Source organism: Helicobacter pylori (assembly GCF_014497725.1).
GTDB lineage: Bacteria > Campylobacterota > Campylobacteria > Campylobacterales > Helicobacteraceae > Helicobacter > Helicobacter pylori_DE.
The window spans coordinates 22,659-40,263 of record NZ_JACTGF010000008.1; the positions used below are offsets into that span (position 1 = coordinate 22,659).

Below are 17,605 nucleotides of genomic sequence, written 5' to 3' on the forward strand. Positions count from 1 at the left end.
AGGAGAATGGTTATGTCAAAATACACACAAGAACAAATTAAAAATTTGGTAGAGGGGAACTTGGATTGGAACACTGTCTTAAAAATGCTTAGCATGCCTAAAGATCATGAAAGGTTTCAAATGTATTTGAAGGTGTTGCAAGATAAGGTAGATTTTGATGACAAAATCGTCTTACCCTTGGGGCCGCATTTGTTTGTGGTGCAAGATCCTCAAAAGAAGTGGGTTATTAAGTGTTCATGCGGCCATGCGTTTTGCACTCCAGAGGAGAATTGGAAATTGCATGCAAATATCTATGTGCGCGATACAGCAGAAAAAATGGAAGAGGTGTATCCTAAACTCTTAGCCAGTGATACTCACTGGCAAGTGTATCGGGAGTATATTTGCCCGGATTGCGGCATCCTTTTAGATGTTGAAGCCCCAACTCCTTGGTATCCTGTGATCCATGATTTTGAGCCTGATATAGAGGTGTTTTATAAAGATTGGCTAGGCATACAGCCCCCAGAAAGACGCTAAAATCGCTCAATCCTTTTTATGAAGAGGCTTTATGTCTCTTCTTATGCCAAAAATTTGGAGTAGGAATTTGTTTTTAGCGATATGTGTCTAGTAACTTAAGGCTCATTGATGGATATTGGGTTGAATTAAAGGTAGTTTTCCTAAAAACCACAATATCTTAGACAGAACACAAATTCATCATGCATGATTTATCAATGGTATATCCAAACGCTTACAGAGTTTTTTAAAATCTAATATAATATTTGAATTATTTTTCAGAGCTAAATAAACAATATTTAAATATTCAAGCTGTTGTTTATTTTGTTCGCTTAAGGTATAAGCTATAAAAATATCCGTATCTCTTGCAATGACCGCATCAGCACTTTCGGGATTGCCTTTACTCATTAATTTAACTTCTACCCTATAAACTTTACTCCTATCCTTATTATAAAGTTTAAAATCTACTTCTCTATCATACTCCAATTTTTTGTCTTTTTTAAAATTAGTTGCGTCAATATGACTTTCTGAAATACCGCAACGCTTGCACAATTCTAACATTAAAGGCTTTTCAATTCTTTTACCTATCATAGAATATGCGCTTCCCCTTAAAGCAATTTTCTTGGTTGCTAAGGCATTAACAACAAGCAAGCTTTCTTTTAAGTCTAAATTAACACTAATATCCTTATAGGTAATTTTAATATTGATACCTAAATCTGTCATGTTGTCGTTTTCTAAATTCTGCAATATTTCATATAGATATTTTAAATTATTTTGTGCAATATCTAAAACAACTTCTTTAGTAGAAGTCCCATAAGTATTAAAAATAGTTTTGATATTGGTTCCACACAAAATGGCTATATCTTTTGGATCTTTATTATCCATAACATACTGCTGATACCAACTAAAATCTATAGATTTATCATGCATTTTTGCATAAACAATATCTTTAAAAAAAGATATAGCAAAATCTAAAAACTCTGTGTTGATAGTATTTAAAACTACTTCTCTATAATCTTTTCCTTTTAAGAGTAAATCAATCGTATGATTTAAAGCTAATTCATTAAAATTCATTTTTAGATTTCCTTAAAACCAAGTTTGATTAGATTTTGAGCGTATTTTGGATGTTGTTCGCATAATAAAGGAATACGCCCCATAGATTTTGCAACCATTCCAAAAGTGCCACTACCGGCAAAAGGGTCGCATACAACTTCATTTTCAAAAGAGTAGTAATTTAGCACTCTTTCACAAAGACTTTCAGGGAATACCGCTGGATGATCTTTACTAGACTTTGGAGTAATATACCAACAATTAGTGGTTTCTATAGGCAATTCTTTTTTTCCAAATAAAGTATGATTTTGTTTAATTGGTTTTAGTCGTTTTTCAGCTATTTTAATATTTTTATCTAGTAGAAAAGGGGCTTTTTTACGATAAACTAACAAACTTTCACTCACACAATTAGGTTTGTATCCTAAAGGTTTTTTATTTTGCAAATACCCTCCGATACGATTAGGCACACTAAAATCAGGTTTAATCCATAAGATTTCATCTACAAAGTAAAATCCATTGTCAATTAAAATTTGATGGAAATCAAAATGAATAGGATAACGCACGCTTTCAAACTCACGCCCAGCTCTTTTAGTGATCACAGGTGAAACATTAATGATAATAAAACGCCCCTCTTCTAACACTCTAAAACAAGCCTTTAAACTTTGAGACATGGCGCTTAGATAATCTTTGTAATTTTTATAATCGCTATAAATTCTAGCATTATAGTAAGGTGGTGAAGTAAAAATAAGATTGACAGAACTAGGAGCGATTTTATTGAGCGTTTGCGCATTATCCCCAACTAATAAAGAAGGTTTTTTAATAATATTTTCTATAATTTTTAAAGGTGGTTTTTTGGTGTGGCGGTAGTCATAGTATTGTTTCATTTTTTGCATGTTTTCATTTTGATAGTGTTGCAACAAGTCATCGCATAATTTTGCGAATCGCATATCCTTAGATTTATATAAAGCAGTGCGTAAAAATTGATAAACAACTTCCATGTAATGTTCTTTAAAAGCTTCTTGCTTTAAAAAATTATAAATAATATCATCATCAAGTTGCCTACCAATAGAGCTTGCTATCTCTCTTTTTAGATCAATACTTAAATCTTGTTTAAACAATTCTAGCAATTTATTTAAATGGTCTTCGCTAGGGTGAGATCCCATATCCTTAATGCGTTTAATTGTGTAAAACTCAAGGTTTTTAATAAAACTATATGGTTTATTTTTTGATATTGTAGGCATAAAAGACTCTTTATTAAAAATATTAGATAGATTGTTTATACAATTATAAAGCTTCAAGCAAACTCCCTAATTTCTTTCTCTAAAGCGTTAATAAAAACGCTTGAATAGGATTTTTCTTTAGGGAATTTGGCTAAAAAATCATTCAATAGCCCAAGGTATTGCTCCTTATTTAAAGCCCCTTTCAGCACTTCGTATTTTAAAAAAAGCCAGTAAGTGTTAAGCACATCGCTCTGGCAATAGCTGTCAATAATGCCTTTTTTTTCCTTTTGGCTTAAATTGGGGTTGTAATAAATCGCATGCACTAAGTCCCCACTCACATCAAATTTACCAGGAATATTCGTCATAGAGCAAATGCCATTTAGATTCAACCCCCTAACAGATCCATAATGGCTCAAGCTATCCATTAAATCCAAATGAAACTGCTCGCTATAGCGCGCGCGGTAATTTTCCCATTTGTTTTCTTGGCTGTAAAAAGCGTCTAAAGTTAAATTGTATTTAAGGGCTTTGAGCGTGAGTAGAGGCATATCAAAGCCTCTGCCATTGAAGCTTATTAGGCGCGGTTGCTTTTCGTTAAAGTATCTAAAAAAATCTTCTAAAAGCTCTTTTTCGCTTGTAAAACCCTCTTTATTTTCGTGTTTTTGACCAAAATTCCCCACTTTGATAAACTGCCCGTAATCATCGCCAATGACTGCTGCAATAGAGATGATTTCATGCAAATAAAGAGACAAAAACTCGCTCCCGCTTTTTTCTTTTTGCTTTTCAAAACTCCGTTCACAGATTTTTAGCGCATCATCTTCTTTTAATTGAAAATGCTCTTTACACAAGCTCACGCTAGGAATGGTTTCTATATCAAACACGCACAACATTACACGCTCCTTTCATTTTTTAACATTCTTGTCTCGCTTTTATTATATAACAATTAGTCTTATAGCGCTATAGTGCTGACTTTTAATCTAAAAACGATATAACTAAAAATTAAAAGGCTTTAATGTGGAGCATTCAAACCCAATGAAAGAAATCACTATCGCTCTTGTAGGTCAGCCTAATGTGGGGAAATCGTCCTTAATCAACGCTTTGAGCAACGCCCATTTGAAAGTGGGGAATTTTGCCGGGGTTACCGTGGATAAAATGGAAGTGGGTTTGATACACAAAGAGCATCAAATCACTATCATTGATTTACCGGGCACTTACGCGCTCAATGATTTCACCACTGAAGAAAAGGTTACTAAAGATTTTTTAGAAAAAGGGCAATACGATCTCATTCTCAATGTGGTGGATTCCACCAATTTAGAGCGTAATTTAGCCTTAAGCGCGCAGCTATTAGACACGAATAAAAAAATGCTGCTCGCGCTCAACATGTGGGATGAAGCCAAGAAAGAAGGGATCAACATCAATACAGAAAAGCTCTCTAAAGAATTAGGGGTTGTGTGCGTGCCTACGAGCGCAAGATCCAAAGAAGATCGCTTGAACACCGAGCTTTTGTTAGATGAAATTGTCAGGCTTTATTCTCAAAACACTGCAAATAATGAAAGCATCAAAGTCCCATCTCAAAGCTTTAAGGAATCTTTAAAATACAGCCAGAGCGCTCAAAGAATCGCTAAATCAGTGATCAGTGAAAACAAGCAAAACGCGAGTTTTGAACACACTTATAAGATTGATAAGATTTTAATGCACCCGCGTTATGGGATTTTCATTTTTTTAGGGTTTATGTTTGTCATTTTTTCCTTGAGCTTTTTAATAGGGGGGGGAGTGCAAAAAGCGCTTGAAACAGGGTTTAAATTTTTAAGCGATGGCGTTAAAGGAAATGTGGCTAATGAAGATTTAGCGTCTTTGGTGGGCGATGGCATTATTGGGGGAGTGGGAGCGACGGTTTCATTCTTGCCTTTAATTGTGGTGTTGTATTTTGGGATTTCTTTACTAGAAACGACAGGCTATATGAGTAGGGTAGCGTTTTTATTAGATGGGATCTTGCATAAGTTTGGCTTGCATGGGAAGAGCTTTATCCCTTTAATCACCGGTTTTGGCTGCTCAGTGCCTGCTTACATGGCCACAAGAACCTTACAAAACTATAACGAACGACTGATCACGCTTTTTGTGATCGGCTTTATGAGTTGCTCGGCAAGACTGCCTATTTATGTGCTGTTTGTAGGCTCGTTTTTCCCCTCTTCAAGCGCGGGGTTTGTGCTGTTTTGTATTTATATTTTGGGGGCGGTTGTGGCGTTAGTGATGGCAAAATTACTCAAATTAAGCGTGTTTAAAGGACAAACCGAATCCTTTATCATGGAAATGCCCAAATACCGCTTTCCCAGTTGGAGAATGGTCTATTTCAGTATCTACACCAAATCGCTTTCCTACCTTAAAAAAGCCGGGACTTATATTTTAGTGGGAGCGATTTTAATCTGGTTTATGTCCCAATACCCTAAAAATGATGCGGCTATGAAGGCTTATAAGCAAGAAAGCTTATTGGTGGATAAAAACACCGCTCTTTCAAGCGAAGCTAAGGAAGAAAAATTAAAAGAATTAAAAGCAGAATTGGATAAAAAGAATTTAAAAAATAGCATTGTAGGAAGAGGCGGGGCGTATTTAGAAAAAGTCTTTAGCCCTATGGATTTTGATTGGCGTTTGAGTGTGTCGCTTGTAACCGGATTTATGGCTAAAGAGGTGGTGGTTTCTACTTTGGGGGTGTTGTTTTCTTTAGGGGATCAAAATGAAAAATCTGACGCTTTTAGAGGGATCTTAAGAAAAGAAGTCAGCGTGCCAAGCGGGATCGCTTTTATCGTGTTTGTGATGTTTTATATCCCTTGTTTTGCAGCGACCATTACTTTTGGTAGGGAAGCTGGGGGGATAAAGTTTGTAGCGTATTTATTCATCTTCACAACCGTTGTAGCGTATGCGTTTTCCTTGATAGCTTTTTATGCGACTCAAATTTTGGTTTAAAGGCTAGCCATAAAGGGTTTTTAAACCCTTTATTCGTTTAAAATTCCCCCCATTAGAAATATTAAAAAATTTTTATTTTTCTCCCAATCTTTTCTATAAACATTCGCATTAATCGGCATTTTTGATAAAAAAAGTCATTAATATTATCTAAATAATAATTTTTTAAAAATTTAAGCTAAAACTCATAATAGTTATTATAAATTTCACCTTGTTATAAAAAAGAACATTTTTCATAAAAGGTGGTAAATGAAAAGGATTTTAGTCTCTTTGGCTGTTTTGAGTCATAGCATGCATGCTGTCAAAACTCATAATTTGGAAAGGGTGGAAGCTTCAGGGGTGGCTAACGATAAAGAAGCGCCTTTAAGCTGGAGGAGCAAGGAAGTTAGAAACTATATGGGTTCTCGCACGGTGATTTCTAACAAGCAGCTCACTAAAAGCGCCAATCAAAGCATTGAAGAAGCTTTGCAAAATGTGCCAGGCGTGCATATTAGAAACTCTACAGGTATTGGAGCTGTGCCTAGCATTTCCATTAGGGGGTTTGGTGCGGGAGGCCCAGGGCACTCTAATACGGGAATGATTCTAGTCAATGGGATTCCTATTTATGTCGCGCCCTATGTTGAAATTGGCACGGTTATTTTTCCTGTAACCTTTCAATCTGTGGATAGAATCAGTGTAACTAAAGGTGGGGAGAGCGTGCGTTATGGCCCTAACGCTTTTGGCGGTGTGATCAACATTATCACCAAAGGCATTCCTACCAAGTGGGAAAGTCAGGTGAGCGAGAGGACCACTTTTTGGGGCAAATCTGAAAATGGGGGGTTTTTCAATCAAAATTCTAAAAACATTGACAAAAGCTTAGTTAATAACATGCTTTTTAACACCTATTTAAGAACGGGGGGTATGATGAATAAGCATTTTGGAATCCAAGCTCAAGTCAATTGGCTCAAAGGGCAAGGGTTTAGATACAACAGCCCTACGAACATTCAAAACTACATGTTAGATTCATTGTATCAAATCAATGATAGCAACAAGATCACCGCTTTTTTTCAATATTATAGTTATTTCTTGACAGACCCTGGATCTTTAGGCATAGCCGCTTACAATCAAAATCGTTTTCAAAACAACCGCCCTAATAACGATAAAAGCGGGAGAGCGAAGCGATGGGGAGCTGTGTATCAAAACTTTTTTGGGGACACGGATAGGGTAGGGGGGGATTTCACTTTCAGTTACTATGGGCATGACATGTCAAGGGATTTTAAATTTGATTCTAACTATTTAAATGTCAATACCAATCCTAAATTAGGCCCTGTTTATACCAATCAAAATTATCCAGGATTTTTTATTTTTGATCATTTAAGGCGTTATGTGATGAACGCTTTTGAGCCTAATTTGAACTTAGTTGTCAATACCAATAAAGTTAAGCAAACTTTTAATGTGGGCATGCGTTTTATGACGATGGACATGTTCATTAGATCCGATCAAAGCACATGCGAAAAATCAGATATTATTGATGGGGTGTGCCATATGCCCCCATATGTTCTTTCTAAAACGCCTAATAACAATCAAGAAATGTTTAATAACTATACAGCGGTATGGTTGAGCGATAAAATAGAGCTTTTTGATTCTAAATTAGCGATAACTCCAGGGATTAGATACACCTTTTTGAACTATAACAACAAAGAGCCAGAAAAGCACGATTTTTCCGTATGGACCAGTAAAAAACAGCGTCAAAACGAATGGAGTCCCGCCCTTAACATTGGCTATAAACCTATGGAAAATTGGATATGGTATGCGAAAACTACCGCCGCAGTTTTATCCCCCCACAACACACAATGGTAGGCATTACTAGGACTAATTACAACCAAATTTTCAATGAAATTGAAGTGGGGCAACGCTATAGCTATAAAAATCTATTGAGCTTTAATACCAATTATTTTGTGATTTTTGCCAATCGTTACTATGCGGGAGGCTATAGCCCGCAGCCTGTGAATGCTAGGAGTCAAGGGGTGGAATTGGAATTGTATTACGCGCCGATTAGGGGTTTGCAATTTCATGTGGCTTACACTTACATTGATGCGCGCATCACTTCTAACGCTGATGATATTGCTTATTATTTTACAGGCATTGTCAATAAACCCTTTGACATTAAAGGGAAGCGTTTGCCTTATGTGAGCCCTAACCAATTCATATTTGACATGATGTATACTTACAAGCACACGACTTTTGGAATCAGCAGTTATTTTTATAGCCGCGCTTATAGTTCTATGCTCAATCAAGCCAAAGATCAAACCGTGTGCCTGCCCTTAAACCCAGAATACACAGGAGGGTTAGAGTATGGTTGTAATTCAGTGGGGTTATTGCCCTTGTATTTTGTGTTGAACGTTCAAGTAAGCTCCGTTTTATGGCAAAGCGGTAGGCATAAAATCACAGGAAGCTTGCAAATCAATAACCTTTTCAACATGAAGTATTATTTTAGGGGGATTGGCACAAGCCCTACAGGAAGAGAGCCCGCACCAGGGAGATCCATTACAGCGTATTTGAATTATGGGTTTTAAATTAATTTCAAGCTTTTATAGCTTGAATGTTTTTAATGTTAAACCATTTTAAAACTCGCCACTAAATTTTCGGTCAATAAATTAAACCCATCTACTAAAATAAACACTAAAATTTTAAAAGGCAGAGAAATCATTACGGGCGGGAGCATCATCATGCCCATCGCCATTAAAATAGAGCTGATAACCATATCAATCACCAAAAAAGGCAAGTAGAGTAAAAAGCCGATTTGAAACGCTGTTTTCAATTCGCTTATCATAAACGCCGGGATTAAAACGCTCAAGCTCACATCATCAGGGGTTTTAGGGTTAGGCAAATTCCTAATCCTAAAAAAAAGCGCTAGATCCTTTTCTCGTGTGTTTTTAAGCATGAATTCCTTGAAAGGCAAAGCGCTTTTTTCAAACGCTTCGGTGTAAGAAATCTTTTTATCCATATAAGGCTTAATCCCTGTATCATAAGCCTTTTTCAAGCTAGGTTCCATGATGAAAAAAGTCAATATCAAAGAAAGCGAGACTAAAATTTGAGTGGGAGGGGTTTGTTGCGTGCCTAAAGCGGTCCTTAAAAAAGAAAACACCACGATCAAACGGGTGAAACTCGTCATCACTAAGATCAACGATGGGGCTAAAACTAAAAGCGTGAGTAAGGCGATGACATTAAGGGTGGTTACGAGCTGTTTAGGATCACTAGGAGCGTTTAAAGAGAGATTGACGCTAGGTAAAGCGCTATCCGCACTCATTAAGGGGCATATTAAAGGGCAAATGAGAGCAAGCATTAAAAAAATGAAAAAACGCACAATTCTAGCCTTAAATCTTTAATAAAAACAAGGTCAAATTATAAGATAAGGCATGTTAAAATTCCCTAAAATAACCCTATAAATTGAAGGATTTTAATGCTTTCTGTAATCATACTAGCCGCTGGCAAAGGCACTCGCATGCATTCTAGCCTGCCTAAGACTTTACACACGATTTGCGGGGAGCCTATGCTGTTTTACATTTTAGAAGTGGCTTTTTTAATCAGTGATGATGTGCATCTTGTCTTACACCACCAACAAGAACGCATTAAAGAAGTGGTGTCAAAGCGTTTTAAGGGCGTGATTTTTCACGCTCAAATCGTGGAAAAATATTCAGGGACAGGTGGGGCTATCATGCAAGAAGATAAAACGCCTATTTTCACTCAACATGAGCGGGTTTTGATTTTGAATGCGGACATGCCCTTAATCACTAAAGACGCCCTTACCCCCTTGTTAGAAAGCCATAATAACGCCATAGGCTTACTGCATTTGGCTGACCCTAAAGGTTATGGGCGCGTTGTTTTAGAAAACCATCAGGTTAAAAAGATTGTAGAAGAAAAGGACGCTAACGCCAAAGAAAAAGGAATTAAAAGCGTGAACGCTGGCGTGTATTTTTTTGAAAGGGAGTTTTTAGAAAAATACTTGCCCAAACTCCATGACCAAAACGCCCAAAAAGAATACTACCTCACGGATTTAATCGCTCTAGGGATCAATGAAAACGAAAAAATTGACTCTATTTTTTTAGAAGAAGAGTGTTTTTTAGGGGTGAATAGCCAAACAGAAAGAGCGAAAGCTGAAGAAATCATGCTAGAAAGACTGCGAAAAAACGCCATGGACTCGGGGGTGATGATGCAATTACCAAAGAGCATTTACTTAGAAAAAGGCGTGAGTTTTAAGGGGGAGTGCGTTTTAGAGCAAGGGGTGCGTTTGAGTGGGAATTGCTTGATAGAAAACGCGCGCATTAAGGCTTATAGCGTGATAGAAGAGAGCCAAATCATTAATAGCAGCGTGGGGCCGTTTGCCCATGCACGCCCTAAAAGCGTGATTTGTGATAGCCATGTGGGGAATTTTGTAGAGACTAAAAACGCCAAACTCCAAGGCGCTAAAGCAGGGCATTTGAGCTATTTAGGGGATTGTGAGATAGGGAAAAACACAAATGTGGGGGCTGGTGTGATCACTTGCAATTACGATGGCAAAAAGAAACACCAAACGATCATCGGTGAAAATGTCTTTATAGGGAGCGATAGCCAGCTAGTCGCCCCTATAAATATCGGCTCTAATGTTTTAATCGGCAGCGGCACCACCATCATTAAAGACATTCCTAGCGGTTCGTTAAGCCTTTCACGCGCCCCTCAAACCAACATTGAAAACGGGTATTTTAAGTTTTTTAAGAAACCTTAATTTGCTTCAATAATGAAAAATCCTAAAATATTATAATCATTTACTTTAATTCTGTAATTTGAGTAGAAACAAAACGCTTATTGAGGTTTTTGTGATATTTAGCTGATTTGTAACAATGATTTTAAATAGGGTTGTGGTATAAATATTCTTATCAAGGTGTGCCAAACATGCCTTGAGTCTCAATTTTTGAATCTCAATTTTATGAAAGGATTTGTTATGAGTGGATTAAGAACATTCAGTTGTGTAGTGGTTTTATGCGGTGCAATGGCTAATGTGGCTATAGCTGGTCCTAAAATAGAGGCAAGGGGTCAGCTTGGCAGAGATATAGGAGAAGGTGTTGGAGCTGGAATGGGTGGTGCAATGGGTGGAATGATTGGGGCTCTTGGAGGTCCGTGGGGTACTGTGTTTGGTGCAGGCATTGGTGGTGGAATAGGGGCATATTCTGGGGCTGAAATAGGCGATAGGGTAGAAGATTTTATCCGTGGCGTTGATAGAGAGCCGCAAGCTCCAAGAGAACCCACCTATGATCGTCATTTTGTGTATGATAGGTAGTTTTAGGGGAGAAAGGAGAGAGTATGAATATCAAAGAGCGTTTGAGCGATTTGGAATATCGATGGGCAATGGCTCTAGTCTATGGAGGATGTATCTCCATAACCACTAGGATTTTTTATGACATAAATGGTTCAGCTAGCGATCCGCTTTTTGACCCTAAATACAGCTATTATGTGTGGTTAGTGGGTCTAATAGCGGCTTTATTGTCTAATCTCTTGTTCAACCCAAAAGGCAGGTCGGTAGGTTATTTCATTATTGAAACTTGGCAAGGATTCCCCAAGTTTTTTAAAGCCATTTTTAAGGCTAGGTTTTTTGGTGCGTTTTATGACGCTGTGTTAGGGGCAAGACTAAGGGATTTTTATATGATGCTTTTAACGATACCCTTTATTATCGCTATGCATGAAATTTCGGCGTATTGTGGGCATCCTAGCAATCTCCTTGTAGAGGGTTTAGTCATTTTGGGGTTTCAAGGTTTTCTTAAGCTTTGCGCTAAATGGGGGTGGTGATTTAACTCAAATAGCATTAAATGGAGGGGGTATAAAAAAATTAAAAAACTTTAAAACTCATTCTCATTAATAGAACAAATCCAACTTGAACTTTTCTTTTTCTTAAGTTTTTTATTGATACAATTCCAAATTTAAAAAACAAACGATTTAATTCAAATTTAAGGAAAAATTTTGATTACGGTGGTTAAACGAAACGGGCGCATTGAGCCTTTGGACATTACCAAAATCCAAAAATACACTAAGGACGCTACGGACAATTTAGAGGGCGTGAGCCAAAGTGAGCTGGAAGTGGATGCGAGATTGCAATTCAGAGACAAGATCACTACTGAAGAAATCCAACAAACTTTGATTAAAACCGCTGTGGATAAGATAGATATTGACACGCCTAATTGGAGTTTTGTCGCCTCAAGGCTTTTTTTGTATGATTTATACCATAAAGTGAGTGGTTTTACAGGATATAGGCATTTGAAAGAGTATTTTGAAAACGCTGAAGAAAAGGGCCGCATCCTTAAGGGCTTTAAGGAAAAATTTGATTTAGAGTTTTTAAACAGCCAGATCAAGCCTGAAAGGGATTTCCAATTCAATTATTTAGGGATTAAAACCTTGTATGATCGCTATTTGTTAAAAGACGCTAACAACAACCCTATTGAATTGCCCCAGCACATGTTTATGAGCATTGCGATGTTTTTGGCGCAAAACGAACAAGAACCCAATAAAATCGCTTTAGAATTTTATGAAGTTTTGAGCAAATTTGAAGCAATGTGCGCGACCCCCACTCTAGCGAACGCCCGCACCACCAAACACCAATTAAGCTCATGCTATATTGGCAGCACGCCGGATAATATTGAAGGGATTTTTGACAGCTATAAGGAAATGGCGCTGTTGTCCAAATACGGCGGGGGGATTGGCTGGGATTTTTCTTTGGTGCGCTCTATTGGGAGTTATATTGATGGGCATAAGAATGCGAGCGCTGGCACGATCCCGTTTTTAAAAATCGCTAACGATGTGGCGATTGCGGTGGATCAATTAGGCACACGAAAGGGCGCGATTGCGGTGTATTTGGAAATTTGGCACATTGATGTGATGGAGTTCATTGATTTAAGGAAAAATAGCGGCGATGAAAGGCGAAGAGCGCATGATTTATTCCCGGCTCTTTGGGTGTGCGATTTGTTCATGAAAAGGGTTTTAGAAGACGCGATGTGGACTTTGTTTGACCCTTATGAGTGTAAGGATTTGACTGAGCTTTATGGGCAGGATTTTGAAAAACGCTATTTAGAGTATGAAAAAGATCCCAAAATCATTAAAGAATACATTAACGCTAAAGATTTATGGAAAAAAATCTTAATGAATTATTTTGAAGCCGGTTTGCCTTTCTTGGCCTTTAAAGATAACGCCAATCGGTGCAACCCAAACGCTCATGCAGGAATCATTCGATCGTCTAATTTATGCACGGAGATTTTTCAAAACACCGCACCCAACCACTACTACATGCAAATAGAATACACTGATGGCACCATAGAGTTTTTTGAAGAAAAAGAGTTGGTAACGACAGATAGTAATATCACTAAATGCGCTAACAAGCTCACTAGCACGGATATTCTAAAAGGCAAGCCAATCTATATCGCTACTAAAATCGCTAAAGACGGGCAAACGGCGGTGTGCAATCTGGCGAGCATCAATTTAAGCAAGATCAACACTGAAGAAGATATTAAAAGGGTCGTGCCGATCATTATCAGGCTTTTAGACAATGTGATTGATTTGAATTTCTACCCTAACCGCAAAGTCAAAGCTACCAATTTACAAAATAGAGCCATAGGGTTAGGGGTTATGGGTGAAGCGCAAATGCTCGCAGAACACCAAATCGCTTGGGGGTCTAAAGAGCATTTAGAAAAAATTGACGCTTTAATGGAGCAAATCAGCTACCATGCGATTGACACGAGCGCGAATCTAGCGAAAGAAAAAGGGGTTTATAAGGATTTTGAAAATTCAGAATGGAGTAAGGGGATTTTCCCCATTGATAAAGCCAATAATGAAGCCTTAAAGCTCACCGAAAAAGGGCTTTTCAATCACGCTTGCGATTGGCAAGGTTTGAGGGAAAAAGTCAAAGCCAACGGCATGCGTAATGGCTATTTAATGGCGATCGCTCCCACAAGCTCCATTTCTATTTTAGTAGGCACAACCCAAACGATTGAGCCCATTTATAAGAAAAAATGGTTTGAAGAAAATTTGAGCGGGCTCATTCCTGTGGTAGTGCCTAATTTGAATGTAGAAACATGGAATTTTTACACATCAGCCTATGATATTGACGCTAAAGATTTGATTAAAGCAGCGGCCGTGCGCCAAAAGTGGATCGATCAAGGCCAAAGCATTAATGTGTTTTTACGCATAGAAAACGCTAGCGGTAAAACCTTGCATGAAATCTACACGCTCGCTTGGAAATTAGGACTCAAATCCACTTATTATTTGCGCAGCGAAAGCCCTAGCATAGATGAAAAAAGCGTGTTGGATCGATCGGTGGAGTGTTTTAATTGCCAATAATATAAGCTTAAATAAGCTAATCTTTGCTAAAATGAGATTCAAAATGATTTAAGGAAGATGAATGCTTTTTGCGATGATTGGTTCAGGGGGGTTTATCGCTCCCAAGCACTTGCAAGCGATTAGAGATACAGGGCATTTTTTGGATTGCTCTTTTGATGTTCATGATAGCGTGGGGGTTTTAGATGAGTATTTCCCACAATCAGAGTTTTTTACCAATATTGAAGATTTTGAAAAGCATTTAGAGCAGTCTAAGGCTATGGGTAAAGAAATCAACTATTTGAGTGTTTGCACGCCCACGCACACGCATTTTGATCACATCCGTTTCGGGTTAAGAAACGGCATGCATGTGATTTGTGAAAAACCTTTAGTTTTAGACCCTAGCGAAATACAGGAATTAAAAGATTTAGAGGTGAAATACCAAAAAAGGGTGTTCAGTCTTTTGCCTTTGCGCTTGCATTGCGACACGCTGGCTTTAAAAGAAAAAATTAAAAGCGAATTAGACAAAAACCCTGAAAAGGTGTTTGACATCACGCTCACTTATATCAGCGTTCAAGGGAAATGGTATTTTTCTTCATGGCGAGCGGATGTGAATAGGAGTGGGGGGCTAGCCACTCAAATGGGAGTGAATATTTTTGACACTTTATTGTATTTGTTTGGAGGCGTTAAAGACAAGGTTATTAATAGAGAAGAGCCTGACTGCGTGTGTGGGATACTCTTTTTAGAGCATGCCAAAATAAGATGGTTTTTTTCCATCAATCCAGAACACATGGGAGTGGCTAAAGAAAAAGTTTATCATAAAATGATCCTAGAGGGCGAAGAAGTCAATCTCACGCAGAGCTTTGATAACCTGTATATAGAAAGCTACAAACAGATTTTAGCTCAAGGGGGGTTTGGCTTGGATGACGCTATGGCGTCTATCAAACTGGCTTATGAATTAAGAAACCTTTCAGTCAGCGAACCCAATGAAGATTCGCATGTTTTGTGTTGCAAAAACAAAACAGACCAATAAAGGCACCACTTTTAAAGGCGTTGTTTAGGGGGTTTGGTGTTAGCGTTTGATTAGAATAGGGTTATTTTCAATTTTCTTTTAGAGAGGTTTTTTAGGGGGTTCTTACTTTTTAAGGGTTTTTTATGGATATTTATGCGTTATATATAGCGATAGGGCTTTTTACTGGCATTCTATCAGGGATTTTTGGCATTGGTGGGGGGCTGATCATTGTCCCTATCATGCTCGCAACCGGGCATTCTTTTGAAGAATCCATTGGGATTTCCATTTTGCAAATGGCGCTTTCATCGTTTGTTGGCTCTGTTTTGAATTTCAAAAAAAAGTCGCTTGATTTTTCTTTAGGCTTGTTGATAGGGGCAGGGGGGCTGATAGGGGCGAGTTTTAGCGGATTTGTTTTAAAAATCGTTTCCAGTAAAATTTTAATGGTTATTTTCGCGCTTTTAGTCGTGTATTCTATGATCCAATTTGTTTTGAAACCCAAAAAAAAAGATTTGATAGCGAATACTAAACGCTATCATTTGCAAGGTTTAAAATTATTTTTAATTGGCGCGCTCACCGGGTTTTTTGCCATCACTTTAGGGATTGGTGGGGGGATGCTCATGGTGCCTTTGATGCATTATTTTTTAGGGTATGATTCTAAAAAATGCGTGGCGCTAGGGTTATTTTTCATCTTGTTTTCTTCTATTTCAGGAGCTTTTTCTTTAATGTATCACCACATCATCAATAAAGAGGTGCTCTTAGCAGGGGCGATTGTGGGATTAGGATCTGTTATGGGCGTGAGCATTGGGATTAAATGGATCATAGGGCTTTTGAATGAAAAAATGCATAAAGCTTTGATTTTAGGGGTGTATGGTTTGTCGTTATTGATTATTTTATACAAACTCTTTTTTTAATTGATGGTTTTATACCACTACTATTTTAAGACCCCTAAGAGTTTCCCTTTAGAGTATTTGCATTTGTGCGCTAATGAGAGCCATTTATTGAGATTGGATTTTGATGTGGCCAATTTTTCTCATAATACCCCTATGAATACCCCATTAAAACTCAGCGTTCAAGCCTTAGAGCGTTATTTCTTGGGACAACTTTTTGAATTTGATGCGCCTTTAGATTTGATAGGGACTTTTTTTCAAAAACAAGTTTGGTCTGCGTTAATGACTATCCCTTATGGCAAGACAAAAAGTTATGATGAAATCGCAAAGCTTATTAATAACCCTAAATCTTGCAGAGCGATTGGCAACGCTAATCATAATAACCCTATTTCTTTGATCGTGCCTTGTCATAGAGTGGTGCGTAAAAATGGCGCTTTAGGGGGGTATAATGGGGGCATAGAAGTCAAAAAGTGGCTGTTAGAATTTGAAAGCAAAATTTTAAATGAGCAAGCTAAAAATTTTTTAATTTCTTAAAAAATGGGGTTTTGGTTATTCTATGGTAAAAATCCTTTTTTTAAGGGAGTAGGGGGGTGTTTTTTAATTTTCTTCCCAAATGCTCGCCGCTTCTTCTAAACGCTGTTTGTCAAAATGCGTGTAAATCCTGCTCGTATTCAAGCTCGCATGCCCTAGAGCTTCTTGAACTAAAATCAAATCATGGCGTTTTTGATAGAGCAAGGTCGCAAAAGAATGCCTTAACATGTGCGCCCCATTTTTCTCCCGCCTGAGTCCTGCAAAATTGATGATGCGCTCCACTTGCTTATACAAATAAGCTTGCGTTAAAGCCATGCCTTTTTGGTTGCAAAACAATAAATCGTTTTTAACAGGATACAATTCCCTTTCTGTGAGCCATTCTTTTAAAAGGCTCTCAATGTGGAAAGCTTTGAGCATCACCGCTCTGTATTTATCGCCCTTGCCTTTAATTAAAATCGTATAACAGCCATTTTCTAAAGTGAAATCCTTTATTTTAAGCTGCAAGGCTTCATTGGAGCGCATGCCTGTAAAAACGATAATTTTAATGAGCAGGCGGTTTCGTGCACGCACTTTAGCGGACATTTCTATTTTATCAATGCTCTCTAAAAATTTTTCTAATTCTTCATTGTTTAAATGAGTAGGGAGCTTGTTGCCTGCGCTTTGACTCACTCCACTTATATTTTTAAGCGTGATATTATAGATATAAGATTTTTCATTTTCATCTTGATTTTGCTTATCTATGTAACTAAAAAGCCCTAGCAGAGCGATCCGGTAATTTTTCTTGGTGGCTAAACTCAAACCCCCGGTATAAATACTCAAAAATTCAGCCAGCATGACTTCATCTATATTTTTGAGCGATTTTAAAGAAAGTTTTTGAGCGTATTCATGAAATTTGAGTAGGGGCAATGCGTAAGTGTTGATACCTAGTAATCCAACATTACGGGCTTTTTTGCAAACTTTTTCTAATTGGCTTGAATTGATGAACGCATGATTGAATTCGTTCAAGCATTCAAAAACCTTGTTTTGATCTTTCACTTGGGAATTAGACAGGCTTGTGCATTTATAACGCAAAAAGCGCCCAATCCATAGCAAAAGATTTTCTATAGGGTCTTTTAATTCTTCTAGGGGGTGTTTCATTTAGGGTT

The 17,605-nt window shown here is 37.7% G+C and carries 14 protein-coding genes and 1 pseudogene; 10 read left to right on the top strand and 5 right to left on the bottom strand.

The window, feature by feature from the left end:
- The first annotated feature begins 12 nt into the window (after window positions 1-12).
- Window positions 13-513, top strand: coding sequence for an acetone carboxylase subunit gamma (locus tag H7N69_RS06285; protein WP_001875362.1), 501 nt, complete (start codon window positions 13-15; stop codon window positions 511-513).
- Window positions 514-690: 177 nt separating this feature from the next.
- Here H7N69_RS06285 and H7N69_RS06290 read toward each other — a convergent pair whose 3' ends face one another.
- Genes H7N69_RS06290 through H7N69_RS06300 form a run of 3 tightly spaced genes read right to left on the bottom strand, consistent with a single transcriptional unit; the run spans window position 691 to window position 3,646 of the window.
- On the bottom strand, window positions 691-1,563 hold the full coding sequence (locus tag H7N69_RS06290) for a CfrBI family restriction endonuclease (protein ID WP_187885142.1): 873 nt from the start codon (window positions 1,561-1,563) through the stop codon (window positions 691-693).
- 2 nt (window positions 1,564-1,565) lie between these two features.
- Complete coding sequence (locus H7N69_RS06295) at window positions 1,566-2,780, bottom strand: DNA-methyltransferase (protein WP_078248233.1); 1,215 nt, start codon at window positions 2,778-2,780, stop codon at window positions 1,566-1,568.
- Window positions 2,781-2,833: 53 nt separating this feature from the next.
- Window positions 2,834-3,646: a 3'-5' exonuclease gene (locus tag H7N69_RS06300; RefSeq protein ID WP_187885143.1), complete on the bottom strand. Its 813-nt coding sequence runs from the start codon at window positions 3,644-3,646 to the stop codon at window positions 2,834-2,836.
- A 142-nt stretch (window positions 3,647-3,788) separates the two neighbouring features.
- Here H7N69_RS06300 and feoB point away from each other — a divergent pair, with 142 nt between their 5' ends.
- The gene (gene feoB / locus H7N69_RS06305; protein WP_187885144.1) at window positions 3,789-5,717 is read left to right on the top strand and encodes a ferrous iron transport protein B; all 1,929 of its coding nucleotides are present in this window, start codon (window positions 3,789-3,791) and stop codon (window positions 5,715-5,717) included.
- A 246-nt stretch (window positions 5,718-5,963) separates the two neighbouring features.
- Window positions 5,964-8,269, top strand: a pseudogene (locus H7N69_RS06310) (TonB-dependent receptor family protein).
- 38 nt (window positions 8,270-8,307) lie between these two features.
- On the opposite strand, the gene fliP reads toward H7N69_RS06310, so the two are convergent.
- On the bottom strand, window positions 8,308-9,060 hold the full coding sequence (fliP, locus tag H7N69_RS06315) for a flagellar type III secretion system pore protein FliP (RefSeq protein ID WP_001210311.1): 753 nt from the start codon (window positions 9,058-9,060) through the stop codon (window positions 8,308-8,310).
- 96 nt (window positions 9,061-9,156) lie between these two features.
- Here fliP and glmU point away from each other — a divergent pair, with 96 nt between their 5' ends.
- From glmU to H7N69_RS06350, 7 genes are all read left to right on the top strand, one after another.
- Window positions 9,157-10,458 carry a bifunctional UDP-N-acetylglucosamine diphosphorylase/glucosamine-1-phosphate N-acetyltransferase GlmU gene (gene glmU / locus H7N69_RS06320; RefSeq protein ID WP_187885145.1) on the top strand — a complete coding sequence of 434 codons (1,302 nt, stop codon included), beginning with the start codon at window positions 9,157-9,159 and terminating at the stop codon, window positions 10,456-10,458.
- Window positions 10,459-10,659: 201 nt separating this feature from the next.
- Window positions 10,660-11,010: a hypothetical protein gene (locus H7N69_RS06325; protein WP_001959809.1), complete on the top strand. Its 351-nt coding sequence runs from the start codon at window positions 10,660-10,662 to the stop codon at window positions 11,008-11,010.
- A gap of 23 nt (window positions 11,011-11,033) precedes the next feature.
- Window positions 11,034-11,516 (top strand): hypothetical protein, encoded by a 483-nt coding sequence (locus H7N69_RS06330; RefSeq protein WP_001021873.1) that lies wholly within the window; start codon window positions 11,034-11,036, stop codon window positions 11,514-11,516.
- Between the two features lie 171 nt (window positions 11,517-11,687).
- Complete coding sequence (locus H7N69_RS06335) at window positions 11,688-14,054, top strand: ribonucleoside-diphosphate reductase subunit alpha (RefSeq protein ID WP_187885146.1); 2,367 nt, start codon at window positions 11,688-11,690, stop codon at window positions 14,052-14,054.
- A 61-nt stretch (window positions 14,055-14,115) separates the two neighbouring features.
- On the top strand, window positions 14,116-15,063 hold the full coding sequence (locus H7N69_RS06340; protein ID WP_187885147.1) for a Gfo/Idh/MocA family protein: 948 nt from the start codon (window positions 14,116-14,118) through the stop codon (window positions 15,061-15,063).
- 122 nt (window positions 15,064-15,185) lie between these two features.
- Window positions 15,186-15,953: a sulfite exporter TauE/SafE family protein gene (locus H7N69_RS06345; RefSeq protein WP_187885148.1), complete on the top strand. Its 768-nt coding sequence runs from the start codon at window positions 15,186-15,188 to the stop codon at window positions 15,951-15,953.
- A 3-nt stretch (window positions 15,954-15,956) separates the two neighbouring features.
- Entirely contained in the window at window positions 15,957-16,463 is a 507-nt protein-coding gene (locus H7N69_RS06350; RefSeq protein WP_187885149.1) for a methylated-DNA--[protein]-cysteine S-methyltransferase, read from the top strand.
- 63 nt (window positions 16,464-16,526) lie between these two features.
- On the opposite strand, the gene xerH is transcribed toward H7N69_RS06350, so the two are convergent.
- Window positions 16,527-17,597 carry a tyrosine recombinase XerH gene (xerH, locus tag H7N69_RS06355; protein ID WP_187885150.1) on the bottom strand — a complete coding sequence of 357 codons (1,071 nt, stop codon included), beginning with the start codon at window positions 17,595-17,597 and terminating at the stop codon, window positions 16,527-16,529.
- Between the last annotated feature and the right edge of the window lie 8 nt (window positions 17,598-17,605).

Coding starts and splice junctions, on each gene's coding strand:
- xerH (WP_187885150.1), bottom strand. CDS start 17,597: ATGAAACACCCCCTAGAAGAATTAAAAGACCCTATAGAAAATCTTTTG.
- H7N69_RS06300 (WP_187885143.1), bottom strand. CDS start 3,646: ATGTTGTGCGTGTTTGATATAGAAACCATTCCTAGCGTGAGCTTGTGT.
- H7N69_RS06350 (WP_187885149.1), top strand. CDS start 15,957: ATGGTTTTATACCACTACTATTTTAAGACCCCTAAGAGTTTCCCTTTA.
- glmU (WP_187885145.1), top strand. CDS start 9,157: ATGCTTTCTGTAATCATACTAGCCGCTGGCAAAGGCACTCGCATGCAT.
- H7N69_RS06325 (WP_001959809.1), top strand. CDS start 10,660: ATGAAAGGATTTGTTATGAGTGGATTAAGAACATTCAGTTGTGTAGTG.
- H7N69_RS06285 (WP_001875362.1), top strand. CDS start 13: ATGTCAAAATACACACAAGAACAAATTAAAAATTTGGTAGAGGGGAAC.
- H7N69_RS06295 (WP_078248233.1), bottom strand. CDS start 2,780: ATGCCTACAATATCAAAAAATAAACCATATAGTTTTATTAAAAACCTT.
- H7N69_RS06340 (WP_187885147.1), top strand. CDS start 14,116: ATGCTTTTTGCGATGATTGGTTCAGGGGGGTTTATCGCTCCCAAGCAC.
- feoB (WP_187885144.1), top strand. CDS start 3,789: ATGAAAGAAATCACTATCGCTCTTGTAGGTCAGCCTAATGTGGGGAAA.
- H7N69_RS06290 (WP_187885142.1), bottom strand. CDS start 1,563: ATGAATTTTAATGAATTAGCTTTAAATCATACGATTGATTTACTCTTA.
- H7N69_RS06345 (WP_187885148.1), top strand. CDS start 15,186: ATGGATATTTATGCGTTATATATAGCGATAGGGCTTTTTACTGGCATT.
- H7N69_RS06330 (WP_001021873.1), top strand. CDS start 11,034: ATGAATATCAAAGAGCGTTTGAGCGATTTGGAATATCGATGGGCAATG.